This is a genomic window from Haliovirga abyssi, assembly GCF_030295325.1.
In the GTDB taxonomy this organism is placed as follows: domain Bacteria; phylum Fusobacteriota; class Fusobacteriia; order Fusobacteriales; family Haliovirgaceae; genus Haliovirga; species Haliovirga abyssi.
The window spans coordinates 1263911-1279861 of record NZ_AP027059.1; the positions used below are offsets into that span (position 1 = coordinate 1263911).

Annotated in this window: 13 protein-coding genes; 1 reads left to right on the plus strand and 12 read right to left on the minus strand. The window is 23.8% G+C overall.

Annotated elements, in window-relative coordinates; all coding sequences use genetic code 11:
• Nucleotide 1: 1 nt before the first annotated feature.
• Entirely contained in the window at nt 2-679 is a 678-nt protein-coding gene (locus tag RDY08_RS05670) for a MarR family winged helix-turn-helix transcriptional regulator (protein ID WP_307903406.1), read from the plus strand.
• 107 nt (nt 680-786) lie between these two features.
• On the opposite strand, the gene RDY08_RS05675 is transcribed toward RDY08_RS05670, so the two are convergent.
• From RDY08_RS05675 to RDY08_RS05730, 12 genes are all read right to left on the minus strand, one after another.
• On the minus strand, nt 787-1674 hold the full coding sequence (locus tag RDY08_RS05675) for a DMT family transporter (protein WP_307903407.1): 888 nt from the start codon (nt 1672-1674) through the stop codon (nt 787-789).
• A 47-nt stretch (nt 1675-1721) separates the two neighbouring features.
• On the minus strand, nt 1722-2432 hold the full coding sequence (locus tag RDY08_RS05680) for an HAD family hydrolase (protein WP_307903408.1): 711 nt from the start codon (nt 2430-2432) through the stop codon (nt 1722-1724).
• A gap of 17 nt (nt 2433-2449) precedes the next feature.
• Nucleotides 2450-4366 (minus strand): HAMP domain-containing sensor histidine kinase, encoded by a 1917-nt coding sequence (locus RDY08_RS05685; protein WP_307903409.1) that lies wholly within the window; start codon nt 4364-4366, stop codon nt 2450-2452.
• Between the two features lie 12 nt (nt 4367-4378).
• On the minus strand, nt 4379-5629 hold the full coding sequence (locus RDY08_RS05690) for an ABC transporter substrate-binding protein (RefSeq protein WP_307903410.1): 1251 nt from the start codon (nt 5627-5629) through the stop codon (nt 4379-4381).
• 40 nt (nt 5630-5669) lie between these two features.
• Nucleotides 5670-6365, minus strand: a complete 696-nt coding sequence (locus RDY08_RS05695) for an SDR family NAD(P)-dependent oxidoreductase (RefSeq protein ID WP_307903411.1) — start codon at nt 6363-6365, stop codon at nt 5670-5672.
• Nucleotides 6366-6402: 37 nt separating this feature from the next.
• Nucleotides 6403-7767: a capsule assembly Wzi family protein gene (locus RDY08_RS05700; protein ID WP_307903412.1), complete on the minus strand. Its 1365-nt coding sequence runs from the start codon at nt 7765-7767 to the stop codon at nt 6403-6405.
• A gap of 48 nt (nt 7768-7815) precedes the next feature.
• Complete coding sequence (locus tag RDY08_RS05705; protein WP_307903413.1) at nt 7816-9183, minus strand: hypothetical protein; 1368 nt, start codon at nt 9181-9183, stop codon at nt 7816-7818.
• Nucleotides 9184-9293: 110 nt separating this feature from the next.
• A complete protein-coding gene (locus RDY08_RS05710) occupies nt 9294-11027 on the minus strand; it encodes a diguanylate cyclase domain-containing protein (RefSeq protein WP_307903414.1) in 1734 nt (577 codons plus the stop codon).
• An 8-nt stretch (nt 11028-11035) separates the two neighbouring features.
• Complete coding sequence (locus RDY08_RS05715) at nt 11036-12280, minus strand: response regulator (protein ID WP_307903415.1); 1245 nt, start codon at nt 12278-12280, stop codon at nt 11036-11038.
• A 67-nt stretch (nt 12281-12347) separates the two neighbouring features.
• A complete protein-coding gene (gene purN, locus RDY08_RS05720) occupies nt 12348-12953 on the minus strand; it encodes a phosphoribosylglycinamide formyltransferase (RefSeq protein WP_307903416.1) in 606 nt (201 codons plus the stop codon).
• 430 nt (nt 12954-13383) lie between these two features.
• Complete coding sequence (purH, locus tag RDY08_RS05725; protein ID WP_307903417.1) at nt 13384-14931, minus strand: bifunctional phosphoribosylaminoimidazolecarboxamide formyltransferase/IMP cyclohydrolase; 1548 nt, start codon at nt 14929-14931, stop codon at nt 13384-13386.
• 37 nt (nt 14932-14968) lie between these two features.
• Nucleotides 14969-15892 carry a HEAT repeat domain-containing protein gene (locus RDY08_RS05730; protein WP_307903418.1) on the minus strand — a complete coding sequence of 308 codons (924 nt, stop codon included), beginning with the start codon at nt 15890-15892 and terminating at the stop codon, nt 14969-14971.
• Between the last annotated feature and the right edge of the window lie 59 nt (nt 15893-15951).

The window sequence follows — 15951 nt, forward strand, 5'->3', positions numbered from 1 at the left end:
TATGAAAACTAAAATTGTAAATGAACTCTTAGAAGAATTTTATAAAGTATTTTATGAAATTGAAGAATTAAGCTTAAAACAAGGGATAAAAACTTTAACAACTACAGAACTTCACATTATAGAGGCGATTGGAACAAATTCATTAACCATGAATCAATTATCCGATAAACTTGGAATAACAATGGGAACAGCTACTGTAGCTATTAATAAATTATTAAAAAAAGAATTTATTAATAGAAATAGATGTGAACATGATAGAAGAAAAGTATATGTATCTTTAACTAAAACAGGTATAGATGCATTAAAATATCACCAAAATTTTCATAAAATTATTATATCTAACATTACAAAAGAATTAAGTTCAGAAGAACTTGAAAATTTTATTAATAGCTTTAATAAAATTTTAGGGAATTTAAAAAAACAATTTGAAAATATAAAACCAGATTCAATAGATAATTTTGATATTAACTCTGATTTAATAATTAGCGACGTAAAAGGAAGCTCTGCTCTAAAAACTTTTTTTAAAGAAAAAAATATTTCTGCTGGAAATAATTTGAAAATTTTAAACAAAACAGATAAAAGTATTGAATTGTTGATAAATAATGATAATAAAATGACGTTAGATATTTTAGACTCAAAAAATATCTTTGCAATAAATAATCAATTTAAAAAAATATAACAGGATATAATTTGATTTATAAAATACAGAATCTATTTTTTTCTGTTAAAAAAAATTAAGAAAGGGTCAATATGGAAGTTGACCCTTTTAGTTTATAATCTGTTTTTTTATTTTTTATAATTTATATAAAATTTCTTTATTTTTTCTAATCTCATTTCTGATAAAATCATTGCAGAAACAATAAAACTTCCTCCTATAATTCCACTTATTTTAAAAGTTTCTCCTCCTAATGTCCAAGAAAAAATAGCAGCAAAAACTGGCTCTAAAGAAAAAATAACAGCTACTTTTAAAGAACTTGTAAATTTTTGTGCTTCTAATTGCACTACAAATGCTGTTATGGTCGGAAAAATAGCTAAAAATAAAATTACATTTATTGATGACCTAGATAATCCTGACAACGGATATTTTGCAAATAATGAAAAAATAATGCTAAATATTCCTACAAAAAAAAATTGTTGAAAATTTAATAAATAAGGGTTATTTTTCTTTTTCATTATTTTACCAGCAAATAAAAGGTGTAAAGAATATGCTACTGCTGCTCCTAACGTAAATATATCTCCAATATTAATTTCTTTTAGCCCACCAGTTAATATCCATAATCCAATTGTAGCCAATATAACTGAAATTAATTTCATAAATGATGGAAACTCTTTAAAAATTAAATATGAAAATAACGGAACAAAAACTATAAATAATCCTGTGATAAAACCTGAGTTGGAAGCTGTTGTATATTTTAATCCAACTGTTTGTGGTACATATAATAGCCATAATAAAATTCCTAATAGTAATCCTGATTTAATATTGTGAAATATATTAATTTTTTTTATTATTAAATATGGCAATATTATAAATGAAGCTAATAAAAATCTATATCCAACTAGAACAACTGGATTTAACGCTCCTAAACTATCTTTTACTAAATAAAATGTTGCTCCCCATATTGCAGCTGAATATATAAGCCCAGTATCAGCTAAAAATATTTTTTTCTTGTTCATCCAATTCTCCTTATATTTATTTTAGAAATATTTAAAAAATAATTTCCTTATATTCTTAATAAATCTATTATTTCTCCTTCAATATTAGTATATGTAGCTCCTATATTTTTTATTAATTTTGGAGAATAATTTGTATGGATATAATATGAATCTATCCCTATATTATTAGCTCCTTTTATATCTGTAGTATAGTCATTTCCAATCATTATACTACTTTTTTTATCAAGCTTTTCTTTTTTTATTAAATAATTATAAAATTTTTCATCTGGTTTACAAATATTAATATCAGATGAAAAATATATTCCATTAAAATATTTATATATATCAAAATATTTTAACTCTGAAATCGAAAAACTTCTTTGCCCATTAGATAAAAGAAATATTTTCTTTTTTCTTTTTTTTAGTTCTTTTAATAATTCTAAAACTCCATCATATAAACTTATTTTTCTACTTGAAAGAATCCTAAATAATAATGATGTTTCTGAAACCAATTTTTTTGTTGCTTTTTTCCCTTTCATAAAATATAATTTTTCAAAAACTTTTAAAATTTCTATATCTGGATATTTTGTAAATTTTAAACTATTTTTTATCTCTTTACCTGCTTCTTCTTTATAATTTTTTTTTAACTCATCAAATTTATACTTAGCTCCATTATAACTATAAAACAAAGATAATTTTTCCCATAGTTCTTTATTTTCTTCATCTGTCTCCAAATCAATTAAAGTCCCATACAAATCAAAAATATAATTTTTATACATTCTATTCTTCTCCTTCTTTAATTTTTACTACTTTCAGATAATGTCAAAATAAATGATATTTTTGTCCCAACTCCTATTTTAGAATCTATTTTCAATTCTTCGCCATGTGCTTCAACTATTTTCTTTACTACGTATAATCCTAATCCTTTTAATTTCTCTCTCTCTCCAAACATTTTGTAACTTTTTTCAAATGAATCAAATATTAAACTATACATCTCTTTTTTTATACCAACTCCAGTATCAGAAATAGATATCTCTATCCTATTTTTATCCTTTAAAATATTATAACTAATCTCTACATTCCCTTTTTTTGTGAATTTTATACTATTTTCAATTAAATTATAAAATATTTTTTTTACACGAACTTTATCTCCACGTACGTATATATCTTCAGTTATATTATTAGAAATCTCTAAGTTTTTATTTAACGCATAAACGTTTAAATTTTTTATTTCATTATCTACTATATTTTTAATATTAAAATCTTCAATATCTAATTTTATTTTATTTTTTTTTAATTTAGAAAGCTCTAATACATCATTTGTTGTATTCATAAGCTTGTTTATATTAGCGTAAATCATTTTCAAGTTATATTCTTGTTCTTTTGTTAATTGTCCTATTACCTTATTAAATAAAACTTCTATTATTGCCAATGTATTTTCAAGATTAGAAATCAATTCATAAGATGTCCTTTCTAAAAATGAATCTTTTTCACTTCCTAACTCTTTTAATTCATTTATTTTATTCTCCAATTTTATATGTATCTCTTTTAGCTCATTATTATTTAATTGTATATCTTTGTAATTATTTTGAATTTCTTGCATCATCTCTAAAATAACTATTTTTATTTGTTCTAATTCATTTTTTTTAATATTATTTTCAAACATCTTTATGTTACCTATTCCAGATATTTTAAAGTTTTTTATAACAGCCAGAATTTCATTTAAAGGAGATATTAATTCCTTATAAAAAAATAAAAATAAAAAATATGTTTCAATTACTATTGTTATTATTAAAATAATTAATACTATCCAAATTATTTTTTTTAATTCGCTTGTTATATTATTAGTAGGTATTGCCGAAACTAAACTCCATGAATTACCAGAAAAATTTACCATATACACTACATATTTTCCATTATGAATATGTACATATGAATTTTCTTTTGTTTTTAATACGTTAACTTTTTTTAAAATATTTTTAAAATTATCTTTTTTTGAAATCTCGTCTAAATTTTTATAAAATTTTATTTTATTAGACTGTTCTCCACAAACAATCATTTTGCCACTATTATTTATAATAAAACTTTTTGAATTTTTTCCATAAAAAGTTTTATTTATAAATTTAGTGAAAAATTCCATTCTTAAAAGAATTTTCATAACGAAATCTGGCTTTTTTCCATTTGAAAAATAGAATGCTTTCCCTACAACTATTGTAGGCCAATTTATATTATCATAATCGCTTATATCATTTGGTAGTCCATAATAAAATCCGCCATTTTTGCTTAAACTATTTTTATTCCATTCTTCACTTTTAAATTTAGGATTATATTTAACATCTCCGTATGAGAAAAAATTATTATTTTTATAACTATACACACTAATTGAAGAGATTATATCTCCTTCTGATGTTACTATATTTTTTAACATATTTCTAATATATCTAGAGTCTTCCGCTTTATTATTCTTTTTTAATATAATATCTCTAGCTTTAATATCATTATTTAATAAGACAATAACACTTTCTACAGAAGATAACTTATTATCTAAATCGCTTTTTATCTGTAGCAATAATTGTTCTCGATTATTATTCATTTGAGTTTCTATTATTCCTGTAGAAATTTTAATTGAAACTATTGTAATAAATATAGAAGGAATTATAATAAACAGTGCGCTAAAAACAACTATTTTTTCCCTTAAAGTTAATTTTTTCATAATAATCTTCTCCTATTTTGATTTTATGGCATCTTTTATTTTCATTTCCATATTCTTTAAAGATTGATCTATTGTTTCTTCATTATTTATAACTTTTAATATCTCAATCTGCATAATTTCAGATACCTTTGGATACACAGGAGATACTGGTCTTGGAACAGCTGCTTTTAATGCTTTTAAAAATTCAGGATTTTTAAAATATGGATATAATTCTGTTAATCCTTTATCTCTGTATAATGGTATATATGTTGGGGAAACTCCATTTTTTATGGCTCTAATTTTTTCCCCTTCCTCACTTGCTAAAAATTTCAAAAATTCCCATGCTTCTTCTTTATGCTTCGTACTTTTGTTTATCATTCCAACCCATCCACCTAAAACTGCTGCAGATTTTTTATCTCCTTTTGGCAAAGGTGATATTCCAATTTTACCTTTCAAATCTGTTTTTAAAGATTCGCTCCATAGATATGGCCAATTCCTAGAGAAAACAGATTTCCCACCTAAAAAATTATTCTCACTTTCTTTTTCTTTATAATTTTTAATATCTTTTGGAACAAAATCAGATTTTTCTATTTCCATAAATTTTTCAAATCCTCTTTTTGCTTCTTTGCTATCTATAACTACATTTTCGTTTGAATCTAAAACTTCTCCTCCATAAGAATAAATATATTCTAAAAAGTTACATATTAACCCTTCATATGAATAGCATTGAAAATCATATCCATCGACAGTTCCTTTTTTACCTTTATATCTTTTAGCCATTTCTATTAGCTCATCCCAACTCTTTGGTGGGGTAGCAACTATATCTTTCCTATAAAATAACATTCCAGCATCTATAAATATTGGTAATCCCCAAATTTTATTTTTATAATATGTAGCCTTTAAACTTCCTTCTATATAATTTGATAAATTTATATTATCCCTTTTGATATAATCATCTATATCTAATATATATCCTTTTTGAGCCATTTCTGCGACCCATACAACATCGCCCAAAAACAAGTCAATATCATGACTTCTTCTTGATAATATTGTTTCATATTTATCATGTACTTCATTCGTTGTACCTGATAAATTCAAATGAACAACCTCTATTTTATTTTGAATAGCATTAAATCTTTTTATTACTTCTTCTGTTGCTGGAATTGGATACATATTACTTGCATAAATTATTTTTATCTTTTTTACTTGAGCTTTCTTTTTTCTACATCCATTTATTCCAATTAGTATTCCTAAGATTAAAATATACACCACATATTTTTTCATTTTTATCCCTCCTAATTATTTATGAAATGTAGATATCCATTCAGTTTCTGTTTAATACAACTTCTGACGGAACAAAACTTTTTTCTTCTAATGACATTTTTACTATCAATTCTGCAATTTCTTCTGGGTTCATAAATTTTGATACATTCACATCTGTTTCTTTCCAAAATTCTGTATTCATCCCTCCTGGAAAAAATGTAATTATATTTATATTAGAATTTTTTAATTCTTCTTCTAACGATTTTATAAATCCACGAGCTCCCCACTTTGAAGCACAATATATTGACTCATTTGCTTTCCCTTTTATTGCTGCTGTTGATAATACACTAATAATTTTTGATTTTTTTTTATTATTCCTTAAAAACTTTATCATATGGGATGTCATTAAAATTAATCCTATTAAATTTGAATTTAAAACTTTTTCAATATCTGTTTTTAAAATTTTATCTACAGCTCCAAAAATTCCAACTCCTGCTACATTAAATAAATTTTCAATTATAAAATTATTTTCAATTATAAAATTTTCAAGTTTTTTTATATCTTCTTCATTTGAAATATCCATTTGATATGAATAAATTTTAACATTATTATTTTCTTTTTCTAACGTTTTTTTAATTTTTTCTAATCTTTCTCCATTCCTGCCAATAATAATTATATTTTTATTATTTTTAACTAACTTCTTTGACATTTCTAATCCTAATCCCGATGTTCCCCCAGTAATTATTGATATATTCATATTATCCCCTTATATATATATATTACTTTCTTCTGATCTAAATTTTCAATAAAACCTTAAATCCAAACTCATCACTAACTCTTTTTTCTCCTGATTGATTTGAAAAATTATTTATAAACTCTTTATTATAAAAAAACTTTATATTTTTATATTTATACTCAATATTAAATATATCTCTAACTTCAATTATTCCACTTAACTCCATCCAATTTTTATCACCTATAGCTTTATTATAGTCAGTTTGTAAATTAACTTCTCCTTTTTCATATTTTTGATATATAAATCTGAAATTATTATAATCTATTTTCAAACTGTAAGTTCTCGCATCAGCCCCTAAAAAATATCCAATAGGATAATCTACAACATATCTACCTGAATTTCCATAAGTAGTTACAATTATTCTCCTATTTGTAAATTTTAAATATTCATTTTCTCTATTATATAGCCATTTAGAAGTCCTTGCATACTCAAAATTTAATTTAATATTTTTTAAATTATATTCGAATCCACCTAAATAACCTAATGCAGTTGGTTTTGAATTAGAGTCCTTTTCATCTGCCACCACTATATCATCTAAAACTCCACTTCCATATATTTCATATTTTTTACTTTTATAATTCATGTCAATTCCTGCCATAACATTAGAATATCCCTCTGTAAAACTATTATGATATATATATAACGGATTTATCAGATCTAATCCTGGGATTTTCCCTCCTACAACTTGTGCTTCTGTTAATGCCATTTTAATTTTTCTAGTCAAATTAAAAGTTAATCTATGTGCTATAAAAAATTTATATGGCTCAGAATAAATTTTTCCTTGACTATTTATTTCTGTATCATTATCTATTATATCACTTTCCACCTTAGTTAGATATGGATTTAAACTAATTAAAACATAATCAAAATCTACATATTTAAATTTATGTTTAAATTCTATCATATCATAATATTTAGAAAAATCGGATAATATCAAATTCCCAAATTTTCCAACACCCCAAGCTAATTTATCTCTTCCTATTTTTAAATCTTTATATTGTATATAGCATTTATAAGGAAAATTTTGATCCCAATTTTTTATATTAATTATTGGATAAACTACACTTTCTTTTTCTATATAAGTACCAAATCCTTCATATAATTCTATTTCAAAATTATATTTAATATCTTCTTTTGAATTTAAATTATCAAAATTTATATTTAAAAAACTTCTATTATTATCATAATCTTTTACTTTTAACAAAAAATCAGTATAGCCATTTGATACATCTTTTCCAGTTTTATAATTATTATAATTCAAATCATAATTTTCAGATTTTATATAACCCAAATTTAGTTTTATATTTGCAAAAATATTTATTGTTAAAAATAAAAACAATATAATTATTTTTATTATTTTCATAAAATTCTCCTTTTTTAAATCAAATAGTATTAAAAAACAGATCTCTTGTTAAAATCTATATTCTATTCCTATATTCAGTTCAAAACTATTTTCTATTTCATCACTTGGTCTATAAATTCTAATATTATTCCCAACAGTTTTTTTATCCTCTTCAATCTCTTTTAATTCCAATTTGTTTATTATTCTACCTAATTTCACACCACCTAGCAATGTATATTTTCCCATATTTTTATTTAATTTTAAGCTAAAATTTAAAGTTTTTTCTAATTTTTTATCATTTAAAAACTTAGTTCCCTCTCCTCCTTGCGAATAATTTGTATATTCATGCCAAGGATTTTCAGGAGATTTACTTCCAGAAACTACATATTCAAATGATGTATATAAATTAATTTTATTTATCTCTTTTTCAAAATCAACCAAAAATGCTATATTATTTTCTCCATACTTATATCCAATATAATTATCTATATAATTCAAATCATTACCGTAATATTTATTATCAGGATAATATGTATATCCATATTGAGTATTAGTTGCTTTATCATAAGTTCCATTTCCCATTGGTTCAAAAGTATATTTTGTAGAGCCGGCATTATAAATCCCTATTTTTCCTATATTTTTTATTGCTTTTTTATATCCAATAGACCACGCCATTTTATTTGGATTCTGATTTTTAGATTTAGGACTAAATATCCAATCCCAATTCATATCATCAATCAATAATTGAGAACAAAAATAATCATTTTTTCTTTTTCTGTCTAAAAACAATCCCATAATAGAATTTTCATTTGTATATTGTTTCCAAGGTGCATTTGTATCATTATAAAAGCTTTGAGACATATATGCTGGAATCGGATTTGTAAAATAATTAAAATCAAAACTTCTACCTGTATAAACTACAGATTCCTGATATCCAAATCTCCATTCATCACTTAAATTAATACCATAAACTCTATAATTAGCCCCTCTATCTGGATACCCTAAATCAGATAATACGTTCAATTGAAACCAATTTGTTTCAAAGAAAAATTTTTCATCACTATATTTAATTTGAATTCCTGATATACCCTGTTTTTCAGAAGAGATGAAAAGTGTATATGGAGTATTTATCACATCATTGTGATACATCCTTCCAAGTTTTACCGAAACATTTTTGTTTAACTTAATATTAAAAAACCCTTGATTTAATATATGATAATATCCAAAATTATATCTCTCTTCTCCAAATTTATATTTATCATTATTTATATAATCCAAATCAAAATAAAATGAAAAGTTTTCATTTGAATGATTTAAAATAAAATTTGTTGAATTATAACTACTTTTTTCATAAGTGATCATATCTTTAATTTCTAATTTTAGAGCTAGTGCTAAATTTGAAATAACTATAAATAGTATAATTAATACTTTTTTCATTTAATCTCCTTTTTTTCCCATATAAAATATTTTTATTTCTATTCTTTATTTATTCTTTATCCGCATTTTATCCCATGGTAAAACAGCTTTTAATCCTTATCACTTTTTCCCTACATATCATTCTTACAAATATTACATCTAACTGCAAGCAAAGTAATATCGTCATTAAAATCTATATCTTTATCAGTTTTTTCCTGCATAAATTTATATATATTTCCAATGAATTTATCTGGCTCATTATCTATACTATTCTTTACTATATCATAAAATTGTTTATCATCTTCTACTATATTATTTTCTATTAAAAATTCATATATCCCATCAGAATAAAATAATATCATATCATCCATACCTATTTCAATCTCTTTTCTCTCAAAATAAGCCTCTTCAAATAGACCTATTGCAAACCCTCCATCCTCAACTAGATTTTCCATCTTTTTTTCTTTTACATCTATTTTTATTGGAGAAGTTCCCCCTCCAAATCCAAATACAAATTTTTTATTTTTTCTATCTATATATCCATATGTTGTAACTACAAAAACTGCTCCCTTTGATATTTCTAAAATCCTTTTGTTAAATTCATCCAAAACCATTTCTGGCTCGTATATTTTCTTTTCCACAATCAAATCTTTAAATATATATTTTATTGAAGTTATATATAATGCTGATGAGACTCCATGTCCTGACACATCACAAAAAATAATTGCTGTTTTATCTTCATCAATTTCAATAAAATCAAAAAAATCTCCTCCAATAAAATTAAACGGAAGATATAAATGTCCAAAATTTATTTTTTCACTCCAATCATCATATTTTGGAAGTAAATTTTTTATGAATTTTTTACTTTTATTTAATTCTTCCCACAATACATTATGCTCTTCCTCTACTTCATCTAATCCTACTATATTTTCTATTTCTTCAATAGCATTCATATTTTCATCTTTATATTCTACTATTTTTTGATCTATTTTTTTTGAATAATATATCAACTTATTCAATATATTCAATATTTTATTACTTTCTGAAAATTCTTCTATATTATCTTTTTTTATCAATACAAATCCACAATTAACAGATAAATTTATATCTTTTATTTTAGTTAATTCCACTTTATTAATAATTCTTTCTATAACTTTAACTGCATATTTTTCTATTATTTCTGGTAAAATAACCATAAATATATTCCCACTTAATCTTCCTAAAACATCACTATTTCTAATAGTTTCACTTGTGATTTTTGAAACTTTTTTTATGACTTCATCTCCAATTAAATATCCATATTTTTTATTTATAACTTTTAACTCTCTAATATCTATTATTGCCACTGCAAAATTTCTGTCATGTCTTTTTACTCTTTCTAATTCTTCTTGTAATCTTTTTATTAAAAAATTTCTATTATATACATTTGCTAATTCATCTGTATTTAATTCATCTTCCAAAGTTTGAGATTTTCTAATTAATCTATTATTAATATCATTCAATTCTTTTATTGTATCCAATAAAAATTTCTTTTCTTTTTTTATTTTTATTAATTCAATACTATTATCTATTTTTTTTAAAATTTCATCTAAATTATCATCTTTTAAAATAAAATAATCTATTGGGAATAATATTTTAGATTTTATTTCATCAACTTTTGTATATGTATCTAATAATAATATCTTATGAATATCATTAATATCCTTTCTTTCTATTCTTTCTACTTCATCTATTCTTTTTTCAGAAACAATTATTAAATCTAAATTATTTTTTTTACATTCAGATATACTTAACAAATTGAAACCAATTCCTGATAAATAATTTTTCAAAAAATCATTATCGCTTAAAAATAAAATATTTTTCATAATTCCCCCTATTTTACAATTTTATTTTTTCCACTATTCTTAGCTTTATATAATCTCTCATCTGCTAAATTTACCAATGATATATCATTTAATCCTTCTTTATATTCTGCTACTCCACCACTAATAGTAATTTTTTCATCTGTTATAATCATAATATTTTCCACTGCTTTTCTAATCCTATATGCAATAGCAACTGCTCCTTCTTCATCTGTATTTGGTAAGATTATTAAAAATTCATCTCCACCATACCTTCCAGCAATATCACAATCTCTTTTTAAATTTTTTATAATACCAACAATCTCTTTTATTACTATATCTCCCATTTGATGTCCATATTTATCATTAACAGATTTAAAATCATCTATATCAAACATAATAACTGATAATTTATTTTTATATCTATTTACTTCACTAACCTCTGATTTTACTCTTTCATATATATATTGATGGTTATATAGCTTTGTCATTGCATCTCTTAAAGCTAAATTTTTAAGTTCTTTGGTCAACATATAATCTCTTATTGTTACTCTTAATCTTGCAATAAATAGCATTGGATTAAAAGGTTTAATTACATAATCATTTGCTCCGATTTGTAAGGCATTTGAAATATTTTCAGGATTTCCCATACCAGATATTAAAATTATTTTCTTTTCTGGATATTTTTCTCTTATATTACTTATTATAGTCATACCAGATATTTTTGGTAAAATTAAATCAACTAAATATATATCATATTTTGAAATATTATCCAAAAATTCATTTTCATCTTTATAATAGTCAACATTATAAAATTTATTTAAGGTTAATACACTTTTAGCTATATTTAACGCAATAGCACTATCATCAAGCATTCCTATTTTTATTCCTCTATATTGCTTTTCTAATGATGATAACTCCATTATTTTTTTTAAATATAAAACTAACTCTTCGTATGTCATATCTTTATGTAATACGTCCATAACTCCTAATTCAAACATATCTTTTTTATATGCTATTTCTTCTTTAGTTGTAGAAATTATTATAACTAAATCTTTTTTATTTATTTTTTTTAATTCTTTTAAAACATCTATTAGTTCCATTCCTTCAGTTTCATAACTAATTATTAAAAAATTTATATCTCTTTCTTTTACTATTTCAGATATCTCTTTTGTTTTCTCAACAGAATAAAGATAATTCCATCCTAATGAATTTATTGCTGAAGAAAATATTTTTCTAATAACTTTAGAAGATTCAATGTGCAATACATTTTTCATTATAATCACCTCCCTATTATAATTAAAATTATTTCGTTATTTCTTTGATATTTCTTCATAAAAAAAATCATTTTTCCACTATTACTTTTCTACCTTCTAACTTTATTTTTCCAGTTACAAATTTTTCTATTGCTTTTGGATATAATTTATGTTCTACTTTATGTATTTGCTCCTCTAATTTTTCCAAACTTATTCCTTCATCTAATCTAATTCCTTCTTGTAATATTATTGCTCCACCATCTTCTGATTCATCTACAAAATGAACTGTTACTCCTGTCATTTTTACTCCATATTCATAAGCTTTTTCTATTGCATGCAATCCTTTAAATGAAGGTAATAGTGAAGGATGAATATTTAAAATTTTATTTTTATATTGATTTACGAAATATGGAGTAATCCATTTTAAATATCCTGCTAATATTATTAATTCTACGCCATTTTCTTTTAATATTTCTACAATTTTTTTATCATACTCTTCTCTAGAATTATATTCTTTTGAATTTATATATATAGCTTTTATTCCCGCTTGTTTTGCTCTTTCCAGTCCATAAGCTGATTTCACATTGCTTACAACTACTTCTATTGTACTTTTTTTTATTATCCCTTGTGTTATAGAATCAATAATTGCTTGTAAATTTGTACCACTTCCAGAAATTAAAACTCCTATTTTCATATGTTTTCTCCTTTATTAGATATTATACATTATAATTTAAGATTTTTCAAAATATTTATTATTAATAAACATTTAAAAAATAAGTTTCTCATATTTCATTATAAAATTAATTAAATTATTCGTGTTTTAAAACAAAAAAATTAGCCACCAATCTACACTGATTTGCACAAATAAATGATCATTAAGTTCATTTAAAAAGAGCTTTAGATTTATTCATATTTTTCATAAATAAAAATCTCTGCTCCTCTCGTAATTCCAAAAAATTTTCTCCTTTGTGAACCTTTATGTCTTTGTTCTGAAATTATTTTCCTAAATAAATTTATACTTTACTACTATATAAAAAAACGCGGGAATAATCCCGCATTTATTTTAAGAACGTTTAAAAAGTAATTTTTCAAAACAAAATAAAAGGTTGTTTTTAAGCCGTTCATTAATGTCTAAAATGTCTCATGCCAGTAAATACCATAACTATACCTTTTTCATTTGCTGCTTGTATAACTTCTTCATCTCTTATTGAACCACCTGGTTGTATTATTGCTTTTATTCCTGCATCTGCTGCTGCATCTACCCCATCTCTAAATGGGAAAAATGCATCCGACGCTAATACAGAACCTGCTGCTTTTTCTCCTGCTTTTTTTACAGCTATTTCAGAAGAATCAACTCTTGACATTTGTCCAGCTCCTACTCCAACTGTTTTTGTCCCTTTACATAAAAGTATTGCATTTGATTTTACTTTAGCACATATCTTCCAAGCAAACATTAATTCTTCAAGTTCCTCTTTTGTTGGTTGCTTTTCTGTTACTACTTTCAAATCATCAATAGTAATATCTTTCAAATCTCTTTCTTGTACCAATAATCCACCTACAACCTTTTTATAATCATATTTACTTGTAGATGATTTTCTTTTTAAATCTTTAACTTTTAATAATCTTCTATTTTTTTTCTTTTTTAATATTTCTAATGCTTCTTCACTATATTCTGGAGCTATTATTATCTCATTAAAAAAACTGTTTAATTCATTTGCTAAATCTGCTTCCACTTTTCTATTTACAGCTATAATACTTCCAAAAGCAGAAACAGGGTCTGATGCTAATGCATCACGAAAAGCTGTTACAATATCGTCAGCAAGTGCTGCTCCACAAGGATTTGTATGCTTTAATATAGCAACTGCTGGTCTTTCAAATTCTTTTACAATTTCAATAGCAGCATCTACATCTATTATATTATTAAATGAAAGTTGTTTTCCATGCAATATTTCAGCAGTAGCCGCACAATCTTCTTCAATATCTAATTCTTTATAAAATACAGCACTTTGATGTGGATTTTCACCATATCTTAAATCATAAGCTTTTTCATATTTATTTTCCAAAATTTCTGGATAATTTTCCTCTTTTTCTAGTCCGCTCAAATAGTTAGTTATCATAGTATCATAAATAGCAGTATGTTTATAAACTTTTTTAGCTAATTCAAATCTTGTTTTAGCTGTTGTTTCACTGTTATTTTCATTAAGTTCCGCTATTACGTTACTATAATCTTTAGGATCTACAATTACTGTAACAAACTTATAATTTTTAGCAGCTGATCTTATCATTGTAGGCCCACCTATATCAATATTTTCTATTGCTTCTTCCAAAGTTACATTCTCTTTAGAAATTGTCTCTTTAAAAGGGTACAAGTTAACCGCAACAATATCAATATACTCCATATTGTGTTCCTTCATGATTCTTTGATGCTCTTCATTATCTCTTAAAGATAATAATCCAGCATGAATTTTTGGATGTAATGTCTTTACTCTTCCGTCTAACATTTCAGGAAATCCAGTATAATCCGATACTTGCTCTACCTCAATTCCATTTTCTTTTAATACTTTAAGAGTTCCTCCAGTAGATAAAATTTCATATCCGTTCTTCACAAGCCCTTTTGCAAATTCTACTACTCCTGTTTTGTCCGATACACTAATTAGTGCTTTCCTTGCCATTTAAAACCTCCTATATTTTTTTACAAACTCACGTTTGTTATTCTCTAAGTATTTTAACAACTTCAAATACAGCTCTTCTTAATTTAATATTTCTTTTCTTTAATAATTTTCTTATATCTTCAACAACGTCTTTATCTCCTATAACTCCCAATGAATAAACTGCTTCAATTATAACCTCTTCGTTTATATCATCTAGTAATTTTAATAATCCCGATACAGCTCTTATATCTTCAAAATTTCTTAATGATTTTGCCACCTCTATTCTAACATCATCATCATAATCAAAAGAGCTATTTATAATAAAATTTAGACTTCTATAATCTTTTAACATACCTAATGTTTTTATCACTTCTTTTCTAACTAAAGGTGATTCATCTGACAATAATTTTACTAATTCAAATATATATTGTCTATCTCTATTGTACGCTATTATTTTAACTGCATTAATCCTTATAAAATGGTTATATTTATTTTTCAATCTTGCCTTTATATCAATATCACTCATATTATTATATAATTCATCACTAGAAAATGATACTGATATTTTTGATAATTCTCTATCTACAAATTTTTTTCTTCTTAATTCATTTCTAGCTACTTTTATATTAAAAAACAGATCATTTAATTTTTTTTTATTAAATATTTCAGAAAAAAGGTATTTTACTTTATTACTTTTATCTTTTGACAGCTTCATAAAATTGTTTTTTATATCTCTATCTATATTTTTCTTCCTATTTTTACTTCTTTTCACATTTAAATTTTTTTTATCATATTCAACTCTTTTTATGGGATTACTTAAAATTTTATATGCTTTTATTACTTCTTTAAATTTCATTATATTATCTTCAGTTTTTGATATATCTGGATGATATTTATGTATTAGCCTTTTGTAAGAAAGTTTAATCTCAGATATTGTAGCATCTTTTCTAATTTGTAATACTTCATAATAATCTCTTTCCATTTCAACTTCACCTCGAAGTTTTTATTTTTCAATTCATTATAGCATATTTCACACAAAAA

What these genes read in the sequence shown, in the direction of transcription:
- RDY08_RS05695 (WP_307903411.1), bottom strand. Translation starts at nt 6,365, where the DNA reads ATGAATATATCAATAATTACTGGGGGAACATCGGGATTAGGATTAGAA.
- purH (WP_307903417.1), bottom strand. Translation starts at nt 14,931, where the DNA reads ATGGCAAGGAAAGCACTAATTAGTGTATCGGACAAAACAGGAGTAGTA.
- RDY08_RS05675 (WP_307903407.1), bottom strand. Translation starts at nt 1,674, where the DNA reads ATGAACAAGAAAAAAATATTTTTAGCTGATACTGGGCTTATATATTCA.
- RDY08_RS05670 (WP_307903406.1), top strand. Translation starts at nt 2, where the DNA reads ATGAAAACTAAAATTGTAAATGAACTCTTAGAAGAATTTTATAAAGTA.
- RDY08_RS05700 (WP_307903412.1), bottom strand. Translation starts at nt 7,767, where the DNA reads ATGAAAATAATAAAAATAATTATATTGTTTTTATTTTTAACAATAAAT.
- RDY08_RS05710 (WP_307903414.1), bottom strand. Translation starts at nt 11,027, where the DNA reads ATGAAAAATATTTTATTTTTAAGCGATAATGATTTTTTGAAAAATTAT.
- purN (WP_307903416.1), bottom strand. Translation starts at nt 12,953, where the DNA reads ATGAAAATAGGAGTTTTAATTTCTGGAAGTGGTACAAATTTACAAGCA.
- RDY08_RS05730 (WP_307903418.1), bottom strand. Translation starts at nt 15,892, where the DNA reads ATGGAAAGAGATTATTATGAAGTATTACAAATTAGAAAAGATGCTACA.
- RDY08_RS05685 (WP_307903409.1), bottom strand. Translation starts at nt 4,366, where the DNA reads ATGAAAAAATTAACTTTAAGGGAAAAAATAGTTGTTTTTAGCGCACTG.
- RDY08_RS05680 (WP_307903408.1), bottom strand. Translation starts at nt 2,432, where the DNA reads ATGTATAAAAATTATATTTTTGATTTGTATGGGACTTTAATTGATTTG.
- RDY08_RS05690 (WP_307903410.1), bottom strand. Translation starts at nt 5,629, where the DNA reads ATGAAAAAATATGTGGTGTATATTTTAATCTTAGGAATACTAATTGGA.
- RDY08_RS05715 (WP_307903415.1), bottom strand. Translation starts at nt 12,280, where the DNA reads ATGAAAAATGTATTGCACATTGAATCTTCTAAAGTTATTAGAAAAATA.
- RDY08_RS05705 (WP_307903413.1), bottom strand. Translation starts at nt 9,183, where the DNA reads ATGAAAAAAGTATTAATTATACTATTTATAGTTATTTCAAATTTAGCA.